17 protein-coding genes are annotated in these 20,438 nt (G+C 39.4%); 15 read left to right on the forward strand and 2 right to left on the reverse strand.

Annotated elements, in window-relative coordinates; translation table 11 throughout:
* From FK004_RS06815 to FK004_RS06835, 5 genes are all read left to right on the forward strand, one after another.
* The gene (locus tag FK004_RS06815) at positions 1 to 885 is read left to right on the forward strand and encodes a hypothetical protein (RefSeq protein ID WP_108736591.1); all 885 of its coding nucleotides are present in this window, start codon (positions 1 to 3) and stop codon (positions 883 to 885) included.
* A gap of 87 nt (positions 886 to 972) precedes the next feature.
* Positions 973 to 1,527 carry a toxin-antitoxin system YwqK family antitoxin gene (locus FK004_RS06820; protein WP_157956048.1) on the forward strand — a complete coding sequence of 185 codons (555 nt, stop codon included), beginning with the start codon at positions 973 to 975 and terminating at the stop codon, positions 1,525 to 1,527.
* Positions 1,475 to 1,822, forward strand: a complete 348-nt coding sequence (locus FK004_RS06825) for a hypothetical protein (RefSeq protein WP_108736593.1) — start codon at positions 1,475 to 1,477, stop codon at positions 1,820 to 1,822. The genes FK004_RS06820 and FK004_RS06825 overlap by 53 nt, the downstream gene beginning before the upstream one ends.
* Positions 1,823 to 1,929: 107 nt before the next feature.
* The gene (locus tag FK004_RS06830) at positions 1,930 to 2,655 is read left to right on the forward strand and encodes a toxin-antitoxin system YwqK family antitoxin (RefSeq protein ID WP_108736594.1); all 726 of its coding nucleotides are present in this window, start codon (positions 1,930 to 1,932) and stop codon (positions 2,653 to 2,655) included.
* Between the two features lie 206 nt (positions 2,656 to 2,861).
* A complete protein-coding gene (locus tag FK004_RS06835) occupies positions 2,862 to 3,284 on the forward strand; it encodes a hypothetical protein (protein WP_157956049.1) in 423 nt (140 codons plus the stop codon).
* A 147-nt stretch (positions 3,285 to 3,431) separates the two neighbouring features.
* Here FK004_RS06835 and FK004_RS06840 read toward each other — a convergent pair whose 3' ends face one another.
* Complete coding sequence (locus FK004_RS06840) at positions 3,432 to 4,754, reverse strand: sensor histidine kinase (protein WP_108736596.1); 1,323 nt, start codon at positions 4,752 to 4,754, stop codon at positions 3,432 to 3,434.
* A gap of 57 nt (positions 4,755 to 4,811) precedes the next feature.
* Positions 4,812 to 6,173 (reverse strand): sigma-54-dependent transcriptional regulator, encoded by a 1,362-nt coding sequence (locus FK004_RS06845; RefSeq protein ID WP_108736597.1) that lies wholly within the window; start codon positions 6,171 to 6,173, stop codon positions 4,812 to 4,814.
* Positions 6,174 to 6,316: 143 nt separating this feature from the next.
* Between FK004_RS06845 and FK004_RS06850 the strand changes: the two genes are divergently transcribed.
* The 10 genes from FK004_RS06850 (at position 6,317) to FK004_RS06895 (ending at position 20,268) form a co-directional block, all read left to right on the forward strand.
* Entirely contained in the window at positions 6,317 to 7,558 is a 1,242-nt protein-coding gene (locus tag FK004_RS06850) for an efflux RND transporter periplasmic adaptor subunit (protein WP_108736598.1), read from the forward strand.
* Between the two features lie 59 nt (positions 7,559 to 7,617).
* A complete protein-coding gene (locus FK004_RS06855; protein WP_108736599.1) occupies positions 7,618 to 8,319 on the forward strand; it encodes an ABC transporter ATP-binding protein in 702 nt (233 codons plus the stop codon).
* A 67-nt stretch (positions 8,320 to 8,386) separates the two neighbouring features.
* The gene (locus FK004_RS06860; RefSeq protein ID WP_108736600.1) at positions 8,387 to 9,154 is read left to right on the forward strand and encodes a head GIN domain-containing protein; all 768 of its coding nucleotides are present in this window, start codon (positions 8,387 to 8,389) and stop codon (positions 9,152 to 9,154) included.
* A 41-nt stretch (positions 9,155 to 9,195) separates the two neighbouring features.
* On the forward strand, positions 9,196 to 11,619 hold the full coding sequence (locus FK004_RS06865; protein ID WP_108736601.1) for an ABC transporter permease: 2,424 nt from the start codon (positions 9,196 to 9,198) through the stop codon (positions 11,617 to 11,619).
* A 53-nt stretch (positions 11,620 to 11,672) separates the two neighbouring features.
* The gene (locus tag FK004_RS06870) at positions 11,673 to 12,413 is read left to right on the forward strand and encodes a GIN domain-containing protein (protein WP_108736602.1); all 741 of its coding nucleotides are present in this window, start codon (positions 11,673 to 11,675) and stop codon (positions 12,411 to 12,413) included.
* Positions 12,414 to 12,464: 51 nt separating this feature from the next.
* A complete protein-coding gene (locus tag FK004_RS06875) occupies positions 12,465 to 14,879 on the forward strand; it encodes an ABC transporter permease (RefSeq protein WP_108736603.1) in 2,415 nt (804 codons plus the stop codon).
* A gap of 79 nt (positions 14,880 to 14,958) precedes the next feature.
* The gene (locus FK004_RS06880) at positions 14,959 to 17,370 is read left to right on the forward strand and encodes an ABC transporter permease (RefSeq protein WP_108736604.1); all 2,412 of its coding nucleotides are present in this window, start codon (positions 14,959 to 14,961) and stop codon (positions 17,368 to 17,370) included.
* Entirely contained in the window at positions 17,363 to 18,655 is a 1,293-nt protein-coding gene (locus FK004_RS06885; protein WP_108736605.1) for a TolC family protein, read from the forward strand. The genes FK004_RS06880 and FK004_RS06885 overlap by 8 nt, the downstream gene beginning before the upstream one ends.
* A 165-nt stretch (positions 18,656 to 18,820) precedes the next feature.
* Positions 18,821 to 19,954 (forward strand): Mrp/NBP35 family ATP-binding protein, encoded by a 1,134-nt coding sequence (locus FK004_RS06890; RefSeq protein ID WP_108736606.1) that lies wholly within the window; start codon positions 18,821 to 18,823, stop codon positions 19,952 to 19,954.
* Positions 19,955 to 20,028: 74 nt separating this feature from the next.
* Entirely contained in the window at positions 20,029 to 20,268 is a 240-nt protein-coding gene (locus FK004_RS06895) for a NifU family protein (RefSeq protein ID WP_108738777.1), read from the forward strand.
* The last annotated feature ends 170 nt before the right edge of the window (positions 20,269 to 20,438 follow it).

Below are 20,438 nucleotides of genomic sequence, written 5' to 3' on the forward strand. Positions count from 1 at the left end.
ATGAAAAATACAATAACTATCATTTTACTCTTTATACTTTATTCATGTAATAATACTGATTACAGTGAAAAAGAATACTATCCTTCAAACAATTTAATGAGTCTTAAAGAATATAATAAAAAAGGCGAATTAGAAAAACATACTATTTATTATGATACTTTAGGAGATTTACCGTATATAATATATTTTAAGAAACTGGACTATGATAGTATAAGCTATTATTATAAGAATGGGCAAGTATATAAAACAGGAAATCAAGATTATAAAAACAGAAAATTTGGGATATGGGATAGGTATACGCGAGAGGGATATTTAAGTGAAAAAAGAGAATATTTTATTATAAAAGATGATTACTTGCTAAATAGACAATGGTATTTTAGTAAGAATGGGGATACCTTATGGTATGCAGGGAGATTTAATCGATATGAACAGAAAGAATTTGCAAACGATACTCTCAATTCTCGAAATTCAAGTATGATTGAGATTAGTTTTTATTCCAAAGATACTTTAAAAATTAATGAACCATTTGCGGCTTCAATTATTTGTAATAGCCCATTAATGAGAGAAAAAAATTCTCAAATTATAGTGATATTAGGCGAAGAAAAAAACAATTTTGCCAAAAATTTTTCGAATGAAAAGCGAGTAAAAACAGATACTTTTTATAATTTGAACAGAGATAAACAAAATAGAATTAATTTTCCAAATGCAAATTTTAATTATGTTGTTGTATTTGGAAGATGGTTTGATACACCTGGAAAAAAAATAATACGAGGTTATATGTTGGAATATTTCACAGATGAACCCATAAACAAAAACGATGTAAGAAGAGGGGAAAGAAGAGTATATTTTGAAAAAGAAATTTATGTAAAAGGGATAAAAACCTAATAATATTTTGTGGGCTAAATGGATTTTAGATACATGCTTATAAAGCTGGTTCACTGAAAGTAAATGGACAATATTAGACAGGGATTTATGAGAAAGACAAATAGTATGAAAACTGGTTTACTAATTAAAATGGTTGTATTGCTATTTCTTTTTTTTACGTCATGTGAAGACAGTTTATTAAAAGAAGTGAAAACGTATCATCAAAATGGTACTTTAAAAAGTATAGAATATCTGAATAAAAAAGGAAAAAAGGAAACGGAGAGTAAATACTATAATGAGCATGGTATTTTAAGTTATACAACTACATTTAAAAATGGAAAACCAATAAAAACTTTACATTTTTATGATGATGGGAAATTACGATACAGTTCTGAAGTAAGGCAAAACGATACAATAAAAGCAATAAGTTATTTTAAAAACGGTAAATTCAAAACTGTGGGAAATCTCATTGATACTATAAAAGTCGGTTGGTGGAAGGAATATCGCTACGATGGAACTTTAGTAGCAGCATATGAATACCTTAATAATAATGGGAAACAATATCTAAATCAGCTAAAAGTTTATACTAAAAATGGTACCCTAAAGGAAAATGAAAGTTCTTTTTTTTACTCTAAATCTTCCAGACACATTACAAATAGGTAAAAATGCAGGAAGCATAAAATATTATTCTATCCCAAATGAAAATCCTGAAAGACATTTATATGTGATTATCGACAATGAATATGAAGGTGGAATAATAAAAAAGGATACTTTTTTTATTGAAAGTAATGAAAAGAATCGATTCGGGATTTATGCTTATAAGCCCGGTTTGTTGAATGTAAAAGGGACAATATTGGACAGGGAATTATATGAGAAAAAAGTAGGTAAAAATTTTTATGAGTTAGAATTTAAAGACGGATATAAATACTTTGAAAAAGAAGTGTATGTAAAGGATTAGATTGGATATAATGAAAAATTATCAAATTATGAATGTTAATTTAATGAAAGGAATGGATTAGATCCAATAGAAGTTATTCCAACCTATAAAAAATAATTTCCAATAATATGATGACTAAAAAAAATATACTATTCCTATCAATGATTTGCTTGTTATTTTCTTGTATTAATCAGGAGAAAATAATTGATTATTATTCCAATGGACAGATAAAAAATGAATACTACATTGACAAGACACTCAAAGTTGGGAAATACAAAGAATTTTATGAAAATGGTAATCCTAAAACAATCTATGTCTATGAAAAAGGCATGAAGCAAGACTCATCGATTCATTATTATAATACTCCTAAAAAAGTAGTGAAAACAATAAAATATTGGAAAAATAATACCCCATTTTATCAGAAGGACTTTTTTGAGAATGGACGATTAAAGAGAGAAGGAAAACTTTTGAAAGATAATTTTAGGATAGGGAAATGGAATTTATATAGTCCTGAAAATTATAAGTCAGAAATTATTGAATATTTTGATATCAATAACCAATCTTATAACAATCAAACTTGGAAGTTAAATAGAGAAGGGGATACAATTGCAGGAGGAAATTTTTATCGCTTACTACATTTTCGAGATACGGTTATTTATAATCAGCCCAGTAGGACTCATTTTTTACTAAAACAAAGAGTATTGGAAGGGAGCTACTGGTATGTTTGCCTAAGAAAGGTGAGTCTCTCAAACCTGACTTTTCTAATGAATATGAAATATCGTGGGATACGATTAATAATATATTTCGCGAATTTAAAAATGCACCGAAGTATGAAAAAGCAAAATACGATGTGATATTTGGTTTAATCTGACAGTAGAGGAATAAACACTTTGAGGGGATATTTGCTGGAACGACAGGATGTGAGACATTCTGATACATTAGATTTTATTACCAGGAAAATTTATTTTGATATCCCTTACTATGTAAAAGAAAAGAGGTAATCAATAAATGATCTAAAAACAATAAATAAATTTTTAACTTAAAGTAATAATCAATATTCTTGAAAAAACAATTAATTGTAGTAACGATGAGTCTATTTCTACTATTTATCCTTTTTTGGGTATTTGGAAATTTCATTCTAAAAGGTGACTCCGTAATTAAATACTCAAAATTAAACAAACAAAAAATAATACAAAAAGGAGAATGGATAAGTAGTGAAGATACATTGTCTGGTATTAGCATAAGAGGAAATAAAATAGCTTTCTTCAAAAATATGGAGTTTACATCTGATGATATTTATGAGTATCTAATAATAGATTCTATATACAAGCATAAAAAAGATCAAAAGAAAGTAGGAGAATTTTTAATGATGAAAGATTTCTCAGATACAATTTACTATCAAATTATTAGAAAAAATGATAGCAATTTTGTTTTAAAAAACAATAGAAATAAACAAGAAACTTTTAATCTTAAAATGAAATAGAGACACTGAGATTAGCCGATTGTAACCAAATTCCATGTGGTGCAGTATTAGTTGATACAATTGAGACTTACAGTCCAAAAAAATAAATAGTACACTACACCTATGAGATTCTAACTTTTGGAAGTGGTTGTTTTTCTATGTCATAAGTTACTCAATAAAGCAGATCACAAAGTGTGTCCCGCTACTTTCAGACTGGTAATTGAGGTAGCCACCGTGAGCTTCAATAATATTTTTGGATAGGGTGAGTCCGATTCCGGCTCCATCTTTCCGGGTTGTAAAAAAGGGAAGGAATATTTTGTCCTGAATTTCTTTTTCGATCCCGCTTCCGGTATCAGAAATGGTCAGGAATATCCGGTTGTTTTTGGCGACGGAAGTAATGGAAATAGTTCTTTCCGGAGCCTCTTTCAGCGCATAGATGCTGTTAGTGAAGAGGTTGATCAGGACTTGCTCTATTTGTAATTTATCCATTGGTAACCATCGTTTCTCCACAGTATTCGTGATGGTGATCTGCTCTTTTTTAAGGAGTGGCTGCATCAGTTGTAACGTGGTGGCGATCAGTTGCTGGATATCGGTATTTTCTTTATGGGGCGAAGGCAGCATAGCGAGCTGGCGGTAACTGTCTACAAAGTGCTGTAGGTGGTCACTGCGGTGTAGTATGGTGGTCACGCTTTCGCGAATATCTTCCAGGTCTTCCTGTGAAAGGTTTTCCTGCTGCATCAGTTCATTCAAGTTTTGGGTGAGGGAACGGATAGGGGTTATGGAATTCATAAGCTCGTGCGAAATCACTTTCATCAGGTTAATCCAGGCTTCTTTCTCTTTTTTCTCTACCACTTTCTGGATGGAATCAAGCAAAATAATATAGTATTCTTCCCCAAAGGTGGTCGTACGGGAGGTTTGCAGGACAAATGTCTGGACATCCTGCTGGTCAATCCGGATTTGTAAAGATGTTTTGATATCCCGGAAATCCCGTTCTTCAACAACGCTGCACAGGGTGGGAAGTTGTTTTTTAAGGTAGGTCCACCGTGATACTTTAGGTACCATAAAATGATTAGAGAAATAGTCATTCATTAGAAAAATGATCCAGTCATCCCCCGATTTTTTCAGGATTAATACCCCGGTTTCAATAGTATTCAGGAGGGTATTGTATACTAAGCTTTCCGAAGCCTGCTCGTTGCGCTTGGTTTTGAGGGTGGTGTACAGCCGGAATAACATTTGATATTGCTGATTGTCCTTGTGTTTGGTGTAGTCGGCAGAATAGTCATTGTTGAGTATGGCGCTGATGGTCTTATCATATACCGATACCGTATCGTTGATTGCGGTGAAAACAAAATACAGTTGCAATACCACAAGAACAATACAAAATACACCGGAATACACATAATCTTTATGGAATAGCACCAGGGTTAGTGTAATACTCAGGACCAGTACGATCAAATGGATAATAAGCGAAAAATAGTGTTTTGGGATCATAGGATTGGGAGCTAAAGAATCAAAAGGAATAACGATTGAAATGTACTGTAAGGCTCATTAATGCCCATCATCTTCAGGAGAACGAATACCGAATTTTTCGATCCGGCGGTAGAGCGATGCCCGTGACAATCCAAGCTCATCTGCCGATTTACTGATATTGTGCTGGTGTTTGGCCAATACTTTTTCAATGGTGTTTTTTTCCAGCCCTGATAATTGGGAGTCCTGTAGTGCTGGTGCTGCAGTCGTTATTGTAAGGTCAAGGTCGCTCGCAGAAATCGTATCGTTGTCGCATAAAATCACAGCGCGTTCAATACGGTTTTCCATTTCCCGGATATTCCCCTGCCAGGGATGTTTTTCCAATTGTTCCAGTGCGTGCTTGTCATAGGAAATGGTATTCCGGTCGTATTTCGCCATCATCTTAGCGAGTAAAAATCCAGCCAGTGGGATGAGGTCTTCCGGTCTTTGGCGTAAGGGTGGCAAGAGGATCTCCATAGTATTGATCCGGTAGTATAAATCTTCCCGAAACTGCTTGTCGGCTACTTCCTGTTTCAGGTTGATATTGGTAGCGGTAATGATACGGACATTCAGTTGGCGTGCTTTCGCTTCTCCAAGCCGGGTGACCGATTTATTCTGTAATACCTGCAGCAATTTGGATTGCAGGTGCAGCGGTACATTGCCGATTTCATCCAGGAAGATCGTCCCGTTTTGTGCCAGCTCAAACCGGCCGGGAGTATCGATTTTGGCATCGGTAAAAGCACCTTTGGCATAACCGAACAATTCACTTTCAAAAATATTATCATTCAACGACCCTAAATCCACATGGATAAAAGGCTGGGACTGTCGTGCAGAATGTTGGTGGATGTGGTGTGCCAGGACGTATTTCCCCGTTCCGTTTTCGCCCAACACCAATACATTAGCATCTGTTCGCGCGACCTTTTCAGCCAGGTTATAGGCTTTTTGGATGGTGGGAGAACTGCCTGTGAAATAGGATTCGGCAACAGGGACTTTTTTAGCTTTGGCTTTTTTCTTACGGCTTTCCTCTACTGCGGTTTTGACAATCTCGACTAACTTTTCGTTGTCCCAGGGCTTTAGGATGTAATCGAAAGCGCCGGATTTCAGGCCTTCTACAGCCGTTTCTACTTTGCCAAAAGCCGTCATGAGGATCACGACAGTCTGTGGTGAAAAGGTTTTTATTTCTTTTAAAAGGTAAATGCCTTCACGGCCATCTTCAAATCCGATCCTGTAATTCATATCTAATAATACCACATCAACAGGCTGTTCGGAGAGCAACCGGATGGCATTTTTGGGATTATTTAAAGTAGAGATGGTTTCAAAATGTTTTTTGAGCACCATTTTAGAAGCAAATAATATGTCTTCCTGGTCATCGATTACTAAAATATGAGCCTGTGTTTTTTTCATCGTTGTTCGGTTTCGTACAAAAGGTGTTCATTATCGGACACTTTTAGCAGAGTATGTTTTTTAAAAGGTACTGAAAATAAGGGTGTTGTGATTTTTAAAATACTGGCACAATATTCCTTTACTACATTGTAAATCAAATTGATATGGATACCGTTGTCGCTCGTAAAAATAGAAAAAATAAATATTGGATCTTGGCATTACCGCTCTTTTTATTTGCGGGTTATGCCGTATATTCCGCCGTCACTAAAAAAAGAAGCCTGGTGGTTCATCGTGGTGAAGTCGTGATAAAAACGGTGGAAGATGATTATTTTGAAGATTTTTTGGTATTCCAGGCGAAAGTAGAACCGTTGAATTCGATGTTGCTGAATGTTATTGAAGGGGGATCTGTACAGGAGATATTTGTAGAAAATGGCGATCATGTTACCCAGGGGCAACCGTTGGTGAAATTATACAATCCCAATACGGAATTAGGGTATATGACTCAGGAAACTTCTATTATCGAACAGATCAATAACCTGAATAAAGGGAAACTGGATCTCCGTAACCAGGAACTGAACCTTGCGAAAGACCTTGTGGCAATAGAACACGATTACCAGGATGCGAAAACATTATATGACCTGAACCAGAAACTTTTCAAACAGGAAATTCTCGCGAAGAATGAATGGGATAAAACGGCAGAAAATTTCAGGTTCCAGAAAGAGCGTAAAAATATTATTGAGCAAAGCATCCGCAAAGAAAAACAGGCCAATCAGCTGCAGATTTCCCAAATGAGCCAGTCGCAGGGAATTATGTATAAAAGCCTTGAAATACTGCGGAAGAATAAAAAGAATTTCCTGGTAACGGCACCGGTATCGGGAAGGCTGTCCTCGTTTGAACCTGTATTGGGAAAGAATTATATTGCTGGCGAGACCATTGGAAAAATCGATGTGATGAAAGGGTATAAACTGATTGCTGATGTGGATGAGTTTTACCTGGAAAAAATAGCCGAAGGGCAAAAGGGAAGCATTGACTATAAAAACAAAACGCTGACCGTAACGGTGGCAAAGGTGATTCCGGAAGTAAAAAATGGAAAGTTCCTGGTGGAACTCAATTTTAACGGAGCTGATGAAACCGACTTACGTCAGGGACTGAGTTTTGGTGTACGGCTGACACTGTCCGGAAAAGTAAAAACACTGGTACTGTCGAAAGGAAGTTTTTACCAGGAGACCGCAGGGAGATGGATTTTCGTAGTCGATGGAGACAAAGCCGTACGACGGGCAATCAAGACGGGGCGGGAGAATCCATTGTATTATGAAATTCTGGGCGGGCTTAAAGCAGGAGAGAAAGTAGTGACCTCTTCGTATGCCGATTATAAGGAAGTACAAGAATTAAATATTGAAAAATAAAATACCTTATTCATAAGGACCAATTATAAAGAAATCTATCAACTCAAAAAATAACAGTTATGATCAACATTCAAAAACTATCAAAAATTTTCAGAACCGATGAATTGGAAACCAAAGCGCTGAATGAAATTGTGCTGCAGGTAACCGAAGGGGAATTTGTAACGATCATGGGGGCTTCCGGCTGTGGAAAATCAACACTGCTTAATATTATCGGATTACTTGACAGTGCTACATCGGGTAGCTACCAATTGCTGGGACATGAAATCATTGGATTAAAAGAGCAGGAGAAATCTAAAATCCGCAAGCAGAATGTAGGATTTATTTTTCAGAATTTTAATCTGATCGATGAACTATCGGTATATGATAATATCGAACTGCCCCTAATTTATAACAATGTGCCTGCTTCAGAACGCCGCCCAAAAGTGGAAGCTATTGCAGAACGCCTTGCCATTTCGCACCGATTGAAGCATTTTCCGCAACAACTTTCCGGAGGGCAGCAACAAAGGGTAGCGGTAGCAAGAGCCCTGATCAACGATCCTAAAATTATTCTTGCCGATGAGCCTACCGGGAATCTGGATAGTAAAAATGGAAACGAAGTGATGGAACTGCTCACCGACCTGCATGCCAATGGAGCAACCATCCTTATGGTGACTCACTCGGATTATGACGCTTCCTTTTCGCAACGCACTATTTTTATGAAAGACGGCATGATCCTGTCAGAAAAAAATAACAGCCGCAATGTGGATGTCATTGTAGGATAACCAGCGGCACAACATATAAACAATCAATCATCAATCAAATACGAACAACCTTATAAAAAATACAATTATGACACGAATTATTCTTTTTACCGCTTTTTTCTTAGCCACATTAGCTGCAGCAGCACAGGTAACAGAAAACAGGAACCTGAGTGGGTTCTCTAAAATTGAAGTAGCAACAGGTGTGGAGCTAATTTATACACAATCGGCCAATACAAGCCTTAAAGTAGCGGCGGAAACAGCAGAACAACTTCAGGCGATAACCACGGAAGTTTCGGGAAATACCTTAAAAATAAAGATTACAATACCTGAAAATCAAAAAGGCAAAAAACGAAACAAGCAATGGAATAATTTTAAAAATGCCAAAGTATACCTTTCACATCCTGCTATCACCGATTTTAAAGCGTCTTCGAGTGCCACAATTCGTTTTGAAAACGAAGTGGCTGTAAAACAATTGCAATTGGAAGTTTCGTCTTCGGGCAGTATTTATGGCAGTGTAAAATGTACCGGGGCAACCATTGCAATTTCTTCCAGTGGTACATTGAAAAGCAACCTGAATGCAGACAAGGCCACCGTGAAAATGAGCAGCTCAGCTACAGCATCTTTAAGTGGGAAAGTAAACAACCTGACGCTGGAAGCCAGTAGCTCATCCAGTTTTGAGGCCAAGAAATTGGAAGCAGTAAATGCCAGTATCATGACCAGTAGTTCTGCCGATGCCACTATTACGGTATCCGGGCACCTGAATGCCGAAGCGACTTCCAGTTCCAGCATTAACTATTATGGAAATGCAACTGCCGATGTGACTAAAAGTTCTTCAGGATCAGTTTCTAAAAAGTAATCTGACTTTAAAAATAACTGCAAACCTTAACCTATAGTACCATGTTAAAGAACTGGATTAAAATATTTTTATACAACAGCAGGCAGAACAAGCTGTTTGTATTCCTCAACATTTTTGGGTTGAGCATTGGTATTGCAGGATTGGTATTTGCCATGCTGTACTGGAATGATGAGCAGTCGTATAATGCCTGGAATCCTGAAAAGGAAAAGGTATTCCAGGTGGTTAACGACCAACCACGATCGGGGTTTTTATCGTATAATGTAGCACCTTTGGGGCCCAACCTGAAAGCGCTATCGCCACAGGTGGAAAGTTACTGTACGTTTCAGTCGGGATATCGTCAGGGGCTTATGGAGTACCGCGGTAAAAAAGAACTCGTCTATAAAATAACAGTTGCCGAAAATAATTTCTTTTCTTTTTTTCCATTCCAGTTTATAAAAGGAAAGGGTGCTACGGCCTTAAAAGAAAAAAATAGCATCGCCATCTCGGACGAAACAGCGGAACTCTTTTTTGGCAAAATCGATCCAATAGGCCAACAACTGAAACTTTGGGATAAAACCTATGTAGTACAGGGCGTATACAAGATAACCGGGAAATCTTCTGTGGCGCCTAAAATTGTTATCCGCGACCAGATGGATGACTATATGAAAGAAAATGCAGATAACTGGAGAAGCCATTCGAATTTTTTGGTCATCAAATTGAAAAATCCTGCAGACAAATCCATTGTCGAAGGACAGATAAAGGCGCTTTATTTTGAAAAACAGGCTAAAGCCGGTGCCAGGGATAAAGGAGTAGCTCCGGAAGCTTATATCAAAAATTATGGGATGGATGTTCCGTATTTAGAGGTATTGAAAAGCGCCCGACTGCATTCCCAGGTAAAAGATGGATATCCTGAAGGAAGCGGGAATTACCAGTTCCTGATGATTATGCTGTCGCTGTCGGTACTCATCCTGATCCTTTCGATTGTGAACTATATCAACCTGGCTACGGCCAACGCGATCAAACGCGCAAAAGAAGTCGGGGTACGAAAAATTATTGGAGCCAGTAAAGCACAAATTGTATGGCAGTTTCTTTTTGAAACCGTTGTGACTACTGTGGTAGCCATTCTTATTGCTCTGGTAATAGTAGAATTGTCATTGCCTTATTACAACGAATTTTTAGGAAAGGAACTGGTTATTCACAACAATCAGTTTTACCTTCAGTTGATTCTGGTGTTTCTGGTCACCATCGTTTTTGCAGGTATTTTTCCCGCAATTTACATTTCGAATTTTGAAGTGCTAAAAGTATTAAAAGGCAATTTTGGACGTAGCAAAAAAGGAATATGGCTTCGCAACGGAATGTTGATCCTGCAGTTTGCCATCGCTTCCTTCTTTATTACCGGATCCTATATCGTCTACCAGCAAATTGATTTCCTGACCCGCAAGGAATTGGGTTTCCAGGGGTCGCAGATTATTGAAGCACGGTTGTATAATCCAAAGCCAACATCGGACTACGAGATGATACGAAACGAATTATTGCGCATTAAAGGGGTGGAGGAAGTGTCTTCCGGGAACTTTACCTTCGGATATGGCTCTTATTTTACCAGCGTTTTTGCCTACAAAGGGAATGATGTGGAAGTGGAAAATATGGCTATGGAATTTGAACTCCTGGATATGATGAATATCAAGGTACTGGAAGGGCGGAAATTAATGAAGCAATATGCTTCGGATACTGTATCGTCAGTATTGATTAATGAAGCTGCGGCAGAAATGATGACCGAACCCCATCCGGTAGGAAAAGAATTTGATTTTCGCGATGATGGTGTCAATTCGGGAATGCGTCACCTGAAGATTGTGGGGGTGGTTAAGAATTTTAACCTACAAGGCCCGGATCGTAAAATTCCACCGATGTTATTTTACCACCATAAAACCATTTCTGAAAACAACTTCCTGACGAAGTTTTTTATAAAAATAGCACCGGAACATGGCGCACAGACACTGGCTGATATTGAAACATTCTGGAAAAAGAACGTCGATCAGGAATACCCATTTGCCTATGATTTTGTAGACCAGAATTTTGCGAGAACCTATAAATCATACGTTGACCAAAGGAACCTGTTTTCACTGCTGAATATTGTTGTGATTATTATTGCCCTTTTTGGATTGTTTGCTCTGGCATCCTATTCCATACAGAGCCGTATGAAAGAAATTGCCATCCGTAAAACGCTGGGTGCAGAAACGGAACGTCTCCTGGCTACGCTTTCAAAACAATATATATTCTTTTGTGTGCTCGGATTTTTGATCGCTGTAGTACCGGTATATTTTTTACTGGATCAGTGGCTGGGCAATTTCGCTTACAGGATTACGATTTCGGCGTTGCCTTTTATCATCGGCTTTTTTGCCCTGATGATTTTAACCCTGGCGGTCGTACTTTCAAGAGCCTATCAGGCGACGCGTGTCAATGTACTGGATTACCTAAAATATGAATAAAACTGGCTGAATCCATTATGGATAACACCACATTAAAACGATAAACCCCTATTATGATACGAACTATTTTATATACTGCCTTTTTGCTGATCGTGGCAAATGGCGCTCACGCACAGGTTTCTGAAAGCCGGAAGCTGGCCTCTTTTTCTGCCGTAACTGTAGCAGATGGCATTGCACTTATTTATACACAGTCCGAAACCGTAAGTGTAAAGGCTGAAGCGAATAACGCAGCAGCATTACAGCTGCTGAGTACCGAAGTTGTGGATGGCGTTTTGATCATAAAAGGCCTGAAAGAAAACGGGAATAAGCTTAGAAATACAACAGTATACCTGTCAGGCCCTGCCATTGGAAAATTTGAAGTTACGACTCAGGCAGCTGTAATATTTGAAAATGGGCTGGACTTTCCTAAAGTCGAGATAACACTAAAAGAAAAAGGAAGTGTTGAGGGGAATATCCATTGTGAAGAGGCCATCATCAGGATGTCTTCCTGGAGCGAACTGGTTACCAATGTAACCGGAGGGCGCCTGAATCTTAAAATGGAAACCAATGCTACTGCGACAGTATCGGGAACAGTAACACTGGCAGAAATACAGGCCAGTACGACAGCGCGTTGTACGGCTAAAAACTTAGTGGCACTGAATGCGGTAGTATACGTAAACACAGCTGCATTTGCCAGTATTATGGCGTCAGGAACATTGGATGCGAAAGCATCTTCCCATGCTTCGGTGGCTTATTATGGCAATCCGACCACTACGATACAAAAAGGCCTTTCCGGTACCGTTTCCAAAAGGTAACAGGCATCATTTGAATCGTATCTGAACTAAATGCATTAATCAAATACTATCATGTTAAAGAACTGGACCAAAATATTTTTATACAATATCAGGAATAACAAACTCTTTACCTTCCTGAATGTGCTTGGATTGGGTATTGGGATCTCGGGATTAATTTTCGCGATCCTGTACTGGAATGACGAGCATGCCTATAATGAATGGAATCCTGAAAAAGAAAAGGTATACCAGGTATTAACTGTAATAGGAAGCGGGCTTGATCCGTGGGCGACCACGGTATCGCCTTTGGGGCCTTTGCTGAAAAGTGAAGCTCCCCAGGTCGAGAGTTACTGTTATATTGAAACCAATTATAGTACAGACAATATTGGCTATAAGGGGAGGAAAGAACTCATTACGAAAGTTTTTGATGCCCAGGGTAACTTCTTTTCCTTTTTTCCTTTTGATTTTATAAAGGGGAGCGCTGGGGGAGCATTGCCGGACGATAGCAGTATTGCGCTTTCAGAAGAAACAGCGATCCGTTTGTTTGGTGATGAAAATCCGTTGGGGAAGCAGGTGGTCTATAGCAAGAAAAACCTCGTCGTACGTGGGGTGTATCGAATTCCCGGAAAATCTTCCATTGCCCCAATGGCCGTAACCAGCTTTATGAACTATAAATTAAAGTCCAGCGAAGGCTCCTGGGGGGATTATAATTTTGGGTTATTGCTCAAAATAAAATCTCCGGAAGCAGTACCAGGTGTCATAAAAAAAATAGACCAGTTATTCCTGGACTATAAGACAAAACCGGGTGCCAAAGAAGAAGGAATAGCCCTTGAGGACTATATTAAAAAGGATGGGGGGGAAGGCACCGTATTATTGGAATCCCTGAAAACGGCACGGTTACATTCGGCTGACAATGCCTACCCGGAAGGGAAGGGAAATTACCAGTCTTTGGTTATCATGTTGGGATTGTCCCTATTGATCCTGATTCTTTCCATTGTCAATTATATCAATCTTGCGACCGCCAATGCTATTAAAAGAGCCAAGGAAGTAGGCGTTCGTAAAATATTGGGAGCAGATAAAGGGAATATTATACGCCAGTTTGTCTATGAAACCGTAATAATGACCATCGCTGCTATTTTGCTGGCGCTTGTGATTGTAGAATTGTCCCTTCCGTATTACAATGATTTTCTGGGAAAAGAATTAGTGATCCATAGCGGGCAGTTTTACGGGCAGTTGTTACTGATTTTTGGAGTAGTAGTGATTTTTGCCGGCCTTTTTCCAGCGGGTTATGTGGCGAATTTTGAAACGCTTAATGTACTGAAAGGAAATTTCGGGCGTAGCAAAACAGGCACCTGGCTCCGGAACGGAATGCTGATCCTGCAGTTTGCCATTGCTTCTTTTTTTATTATTGGTTCCTATATTGTCTACCAGCAGGTGGATTATATGTCCCATAAAGACCTGGGATTTCAGGGAAAGCAGGTCGTTGAGATCAGTTACCGGCAAAAAGGGGAAAAAAGCCCCTACGAACGCTACCGGACAATAAAGCAGGAGTTATCAAAAATCAAAGGTGTAGAACAGGTTTCAACAGGAACGTTCTCTTTTGGGAAAGGCGGCATGTCGTCCACAGGATTCGAATACAATAACAGGAATATCCAATCGAAAAATATGGCCTATGATTTTGGAATGCTGGAAATGATGCACATCCAAATTGCGGACGGCCGTGATCTCTCGGAATCCCTGTCTTCGGATACGATTAACACCATTCTTATTAATGAGACTGCAGCCCGGATGATGAATGAGAAAAATCCGGTGGGTAAGGAAATTAACTGGAATGATAAAAAATTAAAGATTGTAGGGCTGGTAAAAGACTTCCATATTAATGGGCCCCAGAATAAAATACCACCCATGACTTTTTTACATTTTAAGACGATCCGTTGGATGGAGGGTAATATGAGCCAGGTGTTTGTGAAAATAGGACCCGAAAATACAGAAGAAACACTATTGTCGATAGAGCAGTTCTGGAATACAAAAGTAGACAGTGACTATCCGTTTCAGTATGTTTTTGTAGACAAAGGTTTTGCCAGGGCTTATGAAAGTTATGTAAAGCAAAAGAACCTTTTTTCCCTGTTGAATATTGTTGTCATCCTGATTTCACTTTTTGGTTTATTTGCACTGGCAACGTTCTCTATCGAGAGGCGGATGAAGGAAATCGCCATACGGAAAACATTGGGAGCCGAAACCAGGGTGTTACTTCGGGAGCTGTCTAAGCAATACCTGATCTTCTGTGTGATCGGATTTCTGATTGCATTGTTCCCCGTATATTATTTACTGGAAATGTGGCTGGATAATTTTGCCTTTCGCATTGGGATTACAGTCCTTCCTTTTGCCATTAGCTTTGTTGTCCTTTTACTGCTTACATTGATTGTAGTATTGTCGAGGGCGTTACAGGCTACCCGCATTGATGTCCTGAAATACCTGAAATACGAATGAGGGGATACACCTAATTATACAATGAATTACATTTTTGCGTGATGGCGCAATCGCGTTATATTAACTAATTGATACGAGCATGTTAAAGAACTGGACCAAAATATTTTTATACAACATTAGGAACAATAAGCTTTTTACCTTCCTGAATATTCTCGGGTTGAGTATTGGGATCTCAGGATTGATTTTTGCCATTTTGTATTGGAATGATGAGCACGCCTATAATGAATGGAATCCTGAAAAGGAACACATTTACCAGGTGCTGAATGACCTGGGCAATGGCATGGATGTATGGGCTACGAATGTGGCTCCCCTGGGAGCGGCCCTGAAGGAAGTGGCTCCCGAAGTGGAAAGCTATTGTTATGTGGAAACCATTTACGGCAGTGAGAATATACGCTACAAAGGAAAAAAAGTGCTCCTGACCAAAATCATGGATGCGCAGCAGAATTTTTTTACGTTCTTTCCTTTTGACTTTGTACAGGGCAACGGTGCTGAAGCATTGCCCGATGGAAATAGTATAGCCCTTTCAGAAGATGCTGCAAAACAGCTGTTTGGGGATGAAAATCCAATAGGAAAACAAATCCTGTACGGAACAAAAAACCTGGTGGTACGGGGAGTTTATAGAATTCCGGGAAAATCATCGATAGCCCCAACGGCCGTCACGGGATTTATGGAAGGAAAACTGAAAGGCAGTAAAGATCACTGGGGCAATTATTATTTTGGGCTCCTGCTGAAACTAAAATCGCCCAATGCCGTGGCCGCGATAGAGCAAAAAATCAAGACGGTATTTTTTGAGCATAAAGTAAAACCACAGGCCAAAGAAGAAGGGATAAGCCCTGAAGAATATATGAATAAATATGGGGTGGGAGTAGTGATCCTGGAGCCTTTGGAAAGCGCCCGATTGCATTCGGTTACCCAGGGGTATCCGGAAGGCAGGGGCAATTACCAGTTTTTATTGATTATGCTCGGGCTTTCCATCCTGATCCTGGTGCTTTCGATTGTTAATTATATCAACCTGGCGACCGCTAATGCCATTAAAAGAGCCAAGGAAGTAGGGGTCCGTAAAATTTTAGGGGCAAATAAAGGCAATATCATACGGCAGTTTGTCTATGAGACAGTGTTAATGGCAGTGGTAGCGATTTTGCTCTCCCTTGTTATTGTTGAATTATCCCTGCCCTATTATAATAATTTCCTGGGAAAAGAATTAGTGATCCATAGTGGGCAATTTTATGCGCAGTTGGTATTGATCTTTGGTATTGTAGTCGTTTTTGCCGGTATATTCCCGGCAACCTATGTTGCTAATTTCGAAACGCTAAATGTGCTGAAAGGTAATTTCGGGCGTAGTAAAACCGGAACCTGGCTCCGTAATGGAATGTTGATCCTCCAATTTGCAATTGCTTCTTTTTTCATTATCGGTTCTTATATTGTCTACCAGCAGGTCGCGTTTATGAGCCAAAAAGAACTGGGTTTTAAAGGGGCACAGATTATAGAGGTCAACTATCGTGTGGAGGGTAAAAAACAACCGTATGAGCATTACCGTACAATACGGCAGGAATTGCTTAGGATGAAGGGGGTGGAAGAAGTCTCTACAGGAACCTTCTCTTTTGGGAATGGGGTTCCGTCTTCATCGGGATTCGAATACAAAGGTGTGAATATCCAGGGAAAGAATATGTCCTTTGATTTTGGGATGCTGGAAATGATGCACATCCGTATTGCTGAAGGGCGTACTTTATCAGAATCCCTGTCTTCGGACACTATTAATGCTGTGTTGGTCAATCAAACGACAGTGAAATTAATGGGCGAGAAAAATGCAATTGGAAAGCAGTTGTTGTGGAATGGTGAAAAATTTAATGTCGTGGGTGTCGTGGCTGATTTTCATATTGAAGGGCCTCAGAATAAAATACCACCAATGATTTTCTTCCATTTTAAAACCGTAAGGTGGATGGAGGGTAATATGAACCAGATTTACGTGAAAGTAGCGCCTGAGAATATGGGCGAAACAATAGGTGCATTAGAGCAGTTTTGGAATAAAAATGTCGATGCTGATTATCCTTTTCATTATGAATTTGTCGATAAAAACTTTGCAAGGACTTATGAAAGTTTTGTAAAACAACGGAACCTGTTTTCCCTGCTTAATATTGTGGTGATTACGATTTCCCTCTTCGGATTGTTTGCCCTGGCGACTTTTTCGATTGAAAGGCGAATGAAGGAAATTGCCATCCGGAAAACACTGGGTGCAGAAACTAAAGTACTGCTCCGGGAGCTCTCAAAACAATACCTGATATTCTGTATTATCGGATTCCTGATTGCCTTGTTCCCGGTCTATTTCCTGCTGAGCATGTGGCTGGATAATTTTGCCTTCCGCATCTCCATCTCGATCCTGCCTTTTATTATTGGTTTTGTTATCCTAGTCGTGCTTACACTTTCAGTAGTGCTTTCCAAAGCCTATCAGGCTACCCGTGTCAACGTTTTAAAATATTTAAAATATGAGTAATAAAGTAGCATTGCTGTTTGCATTGACAAGTTTTTTTGCAACTGCCCAGCAAACCTGGTCCCTGCAGCAATGCCTGGATGCCGGTTTGAAAAATAGTATCCCGGTAAAAATAAAGCAACTTGAAATTACACGATCCCAGAAGCTGTATACCAATCCGCTTCTGGAATTAGTACCGACAGTAAGCCTTAACGGAAACCATAATTATAATTTCGGTTCTACGATCGATCCTTCTACGAATGCCAGGGTCAGTTCAGATATCCAATCGGACAATCTGTACCTGAATGCCAATGTCAACCTGCTGGATTTTACGATGCTGGCTACTGCACGCAAAAATAAGATTGATATTGCCATCGCCCGCGCCGATGCTGCTGTAATTTCCTATGAATACAAACTCCAGTTGCTTTCTTTTTATTTTGATGCCCTTTTTTCACAGGAGCTGGTTAAAATACAGATAGAGCAACTGGAAAATACGACCTACAACCTGGAGCGCATTACAAAAGAAGTACAGATTGGGAGTAAGCCCCAAAGTGATTTGTATGATATCCGGCTCGCTTTTTCACAGGATGAAAAGCGGCTGATGGAAGCACGGCAGCTTTTTGACGTACAAAAACTGCAATTGTTCCAGCTGATGAATGTGGCGACAGACAAGCTTTCGGAAGTACAGCTGGATTATATCCTGGCCGCACCGGAAGAAGATTCCAACGTAATAGGGAGCAACCCGAAAATCGAATTGGCCGCTTTACAGTATGAAAGTGCGCAAAAAGCAATTGCAATACAGCGTTCAGTAAACCTTCCTACGGTTTCGGCATTTTATAATATGTCAACCTTTTATTCCGCTCCGCTACAAGGATCGGGTGCCGGGGTGACCAATTTCGGGACGCAGCTCGAAGACAATAAAAACCATCAGGCGGGACTACAGGTCAGCATTCCGGTATTTACCGGATTCCGCCGAAATCGCCAGATCACCGCTTCCAAAATTGAAGCGGAGAAGAGCAAATGGGCATCAGAGCAGGAAAAGAATCTCGTGAAACAGGAAATTGAACAGGAAGAAAAACGACAGTCCCAGTACGAACAGTTGAGTGTTAACATCAGCAATACAGTACAATATGCCAGGGAATCGTTCCAGACGACCCAGTCAAAGTTCCTTAGCGGTAAAATTGAGGCAGTACTTTACACGACGGTAAAAAACCAACTGCTGGCTTCGGAATACGACCGGCTGAAAAATGATTTGCAACTACAGCGCAGCAGGATCAAGCTTACTATCCTTCGTACCAACGGGATTTAGAGGCTTTTATGTCTCCAATCCAAAGGTGTGTTCAGGCCATTAAAAAACGTCTATAGTATTATAAACAATTTCAATCTATTAACTTTACTTTTAAAACTTTTCATACTATCTTTGTTATTTAAAATAAGTCTTAATTAAGGGCTTGTAAAAGAACGATATACACGGATGAAAATAGATAGAAAAGAAGTTCTGAAGGCATTGGAAACTATTTCCGTTGCCGGAGAAGGGAAAAATATGGTTGAAAGTGGCGCAGTACAAAATGTGCTTACTTTTGGGGATGAGGTCGTTGTAGAACTCACCTTAACGACACCAGCACTGCACATTAAAAAACGTGCAGAGGTGGATGTCATGAAAGCCATTCAGGATTTGGTATATGAAAAAGCCAAAGTAAAGGTCAATATCAAGGTTGAAACTCCAGAAAAACCGGAGATCAAAGGGAAGTCAATTCCCGGAATAAAAAATATTATTGCTGTTGCTTCCGGTAAAGGGGGCGTAGGAAAATCTACCGTTACGGCTAATCTGGCTGTAACATTAGCAAAAATGGGTTTTTCGGTAGGGGTACTGGATGCCGATATTTACGGGCCTTCGATGCCCATCATGTTTGATGTGGAAAGAGAACGTCCATTATCGACTACTATTGATGGAAAATCAAAAATGCTACCTGTTGAAAATTATGGTGTTAAGTTATTGTCGATCGGGTTTTTTACCGCTCCGGATCAGGCGGTTATCTGGCGTGGGCCAATGGCTTCCAAAGCACTGAACCAAATGATTTTCGATGCGGATTGGGGCGAATTGGACTTTATGCTTATTGACTTGCCACCCGGTACAGGCGATATCCACCTTTCCATTGTACAATCATTGCCAATCACCGGTGCAGTAGTGGTAAGTACACCACAAAATATTGCTTTGGCTGATGCTAAAAAAGGAGTAGCAATGTTCATGTCCGATAGTATCAATGTCCCTGTATTGGGAATTATCGAGAACATGGCTTATTTTACCCCGGAAGAATTGCCGGAAAACAAATACTATATCTTCGGAAAAGAAGGGGCACGAAATCTTGCAGAAGATCTTGATGTGGCTTTCTTAGGCGAAATCCCATTAATACAATCCATTCGTGAAGCAGGAGACTACGGTCGCCCGGCAGCATTGCAAACCGCTACAGCATTAGAAAATTCTTTTGAAGAACTGGCGCGTAATGTAGTACGTGAAGTAGTAGACAGAAATGAAAACCTTCCGGCCTCTGAAGCGGTGAAAATTACCACTATGGCAGGTTGTGCTGCTGTGACTAAAAAAAAATAATTTGAAACCCATAGGATATACATCCGGAGCTGATCCGGATGTGTGCCAAAAACGATTTCAATAAAAAAGAAAAAATGACAACAGAAGAAATCAAATTAAACGTAGAAAAAGCTCTTGATGAAATCCGTCCGTTCCTGAATTCGGATGGCGGCGATATCACGCTAATTGCTATTGAAGATGATAAGTTGGTAAAAGTTCGCCTGGAAGGTGCCTGTGTGGGATGTAGTGTCAACCAGTCTACCATGAAAGCGGGTGTAGAAACCACGATTAAAAAATACGCACCACAAATAGAGACCGTAGTTAATATCGCGTAATATATTTTTATAGTGGTGTTGGCGTAAAAATGCAAAATTGTATTGCAGTACCTTTTTACCAGTATCCGGATGTATTTCCGGGATGCGGTAAAAAAAGAGGCACAGCTATTACGCACCACAGCATTGTTGTCAGTTTTTAAATTTATTATAAATTCCTCCGACTGATATTT

It is taken from the genome of Flavobacterium kingsejongi, assembly GCF_003076475.1.
GTDB lineage: Bacteria > Bacteroidota > Bacteroidia > Flavobacteriales > Flavobacteriaceae > Flavobacterium > Flavobacterium kingsejongi.

Coding starts and splice junctions, on each gene's coding strand:
- FK004_RS06815 (WP_108736591.1), top strand. CDS start 1: ATGAAAAATACAATAACTATCATTTTACTCTTTATACTTTATTCATGT.
- FK004_RS06820 (WP_157956048.1), top strand. CDS start 973: ATGAGAAAGACAAATAGTATGAAAACTGGTTTACTAATTAAAATGGTT.
- FK004_RS06825 (WP_108736593.1), top strand. CDS start 1,475: ATGAAAGTTCTTTTTTTTACTCTAAATCTTCCAGACACATTACAAATA.
- FK004_RS06830 (WP_108736594.1), top strand. CDS start 1,930: ATGATGACTAAAAAAAATATACTATTCCTATCAATGATTTGCTTGTTA.
- FK004_RS06840 (WP_108736596.1), bottom strand. CDS start 4,754: ATGATCCCAAAACACTATTTTTCGCTTATTATCCATTTGATCGTACTG.
- FK004_RS06845 (WP_108736597.1), bottom strand. CDS start 6,173: ATGAAAAAAACACAGGCTCATATTTTAGTAATCGATGACCAGGAAGAC.
- FK004_RS06850 (WP_108736598.1), top strand. CDS start 6,317: ATGGATACCGTTGTCGCTCGTAAAAATAGAAAAAATAAATATTGGATC.
- FK004_RS06855 (WP_108736599.1), top strand. CDS start 7,618: ATGATCAACATTCAAAAACTATCAAAAATTTTCAGAACCGATGAATTG.
- FK004_RS06860 (WP_108736600.1), top strand. CDS start 8,387: ATGACACGAATTATTCTTTTTACCGCTTTTTTCTTAGCCACATTAGCT.
- FK004_RS06865 (WP_108736601.1), top strand. CDS start 9,196: ATGTTAAAGAACTGGATTAAAATATTTTTATACAACAGCAGGCAGAAC.
- FK004_RS06870 (WP_108736602.1), top strand. CDS start 11,673: ATGATACGAACTATTTTATATACTGCCTTTTTGCTGATCGTGGCAAAT.
- FK004_RS06875 (WP_108736603.1), top strand. CDS start 12,465: ATGTTAAAGAACTGGACCAAAATATTTTTATACAATATCAGGAATAAC.
- FK004_RS06880 (WP_108736604.1), top strand. CDS start 14,959: ATGTTAAAGAACTGGACCAAAATATTTTTATACAACATTAGGAACAAT.
- FK004_RS06885 (WP_108736605.1), top strand. CDS start 17,363: ATGAGTAATAAAGTAGCATTGCTGTTTGCATTGACAAGTTTTTTTGCA.
- FK004_RS06890 (WP_108736606.1), top strand. CDS start 18,821: ATGAAAATAGATAGAAAAGAAGTTCTGAAGGCATTGGAAACTATTTCC.
- FK004_RS06895 (WP_108738777.1), top strand. CDS start 20,029: ATGACAACAGAAGAAATCAAATTAAACGTAGAAAAAGCTCTTGATGAA.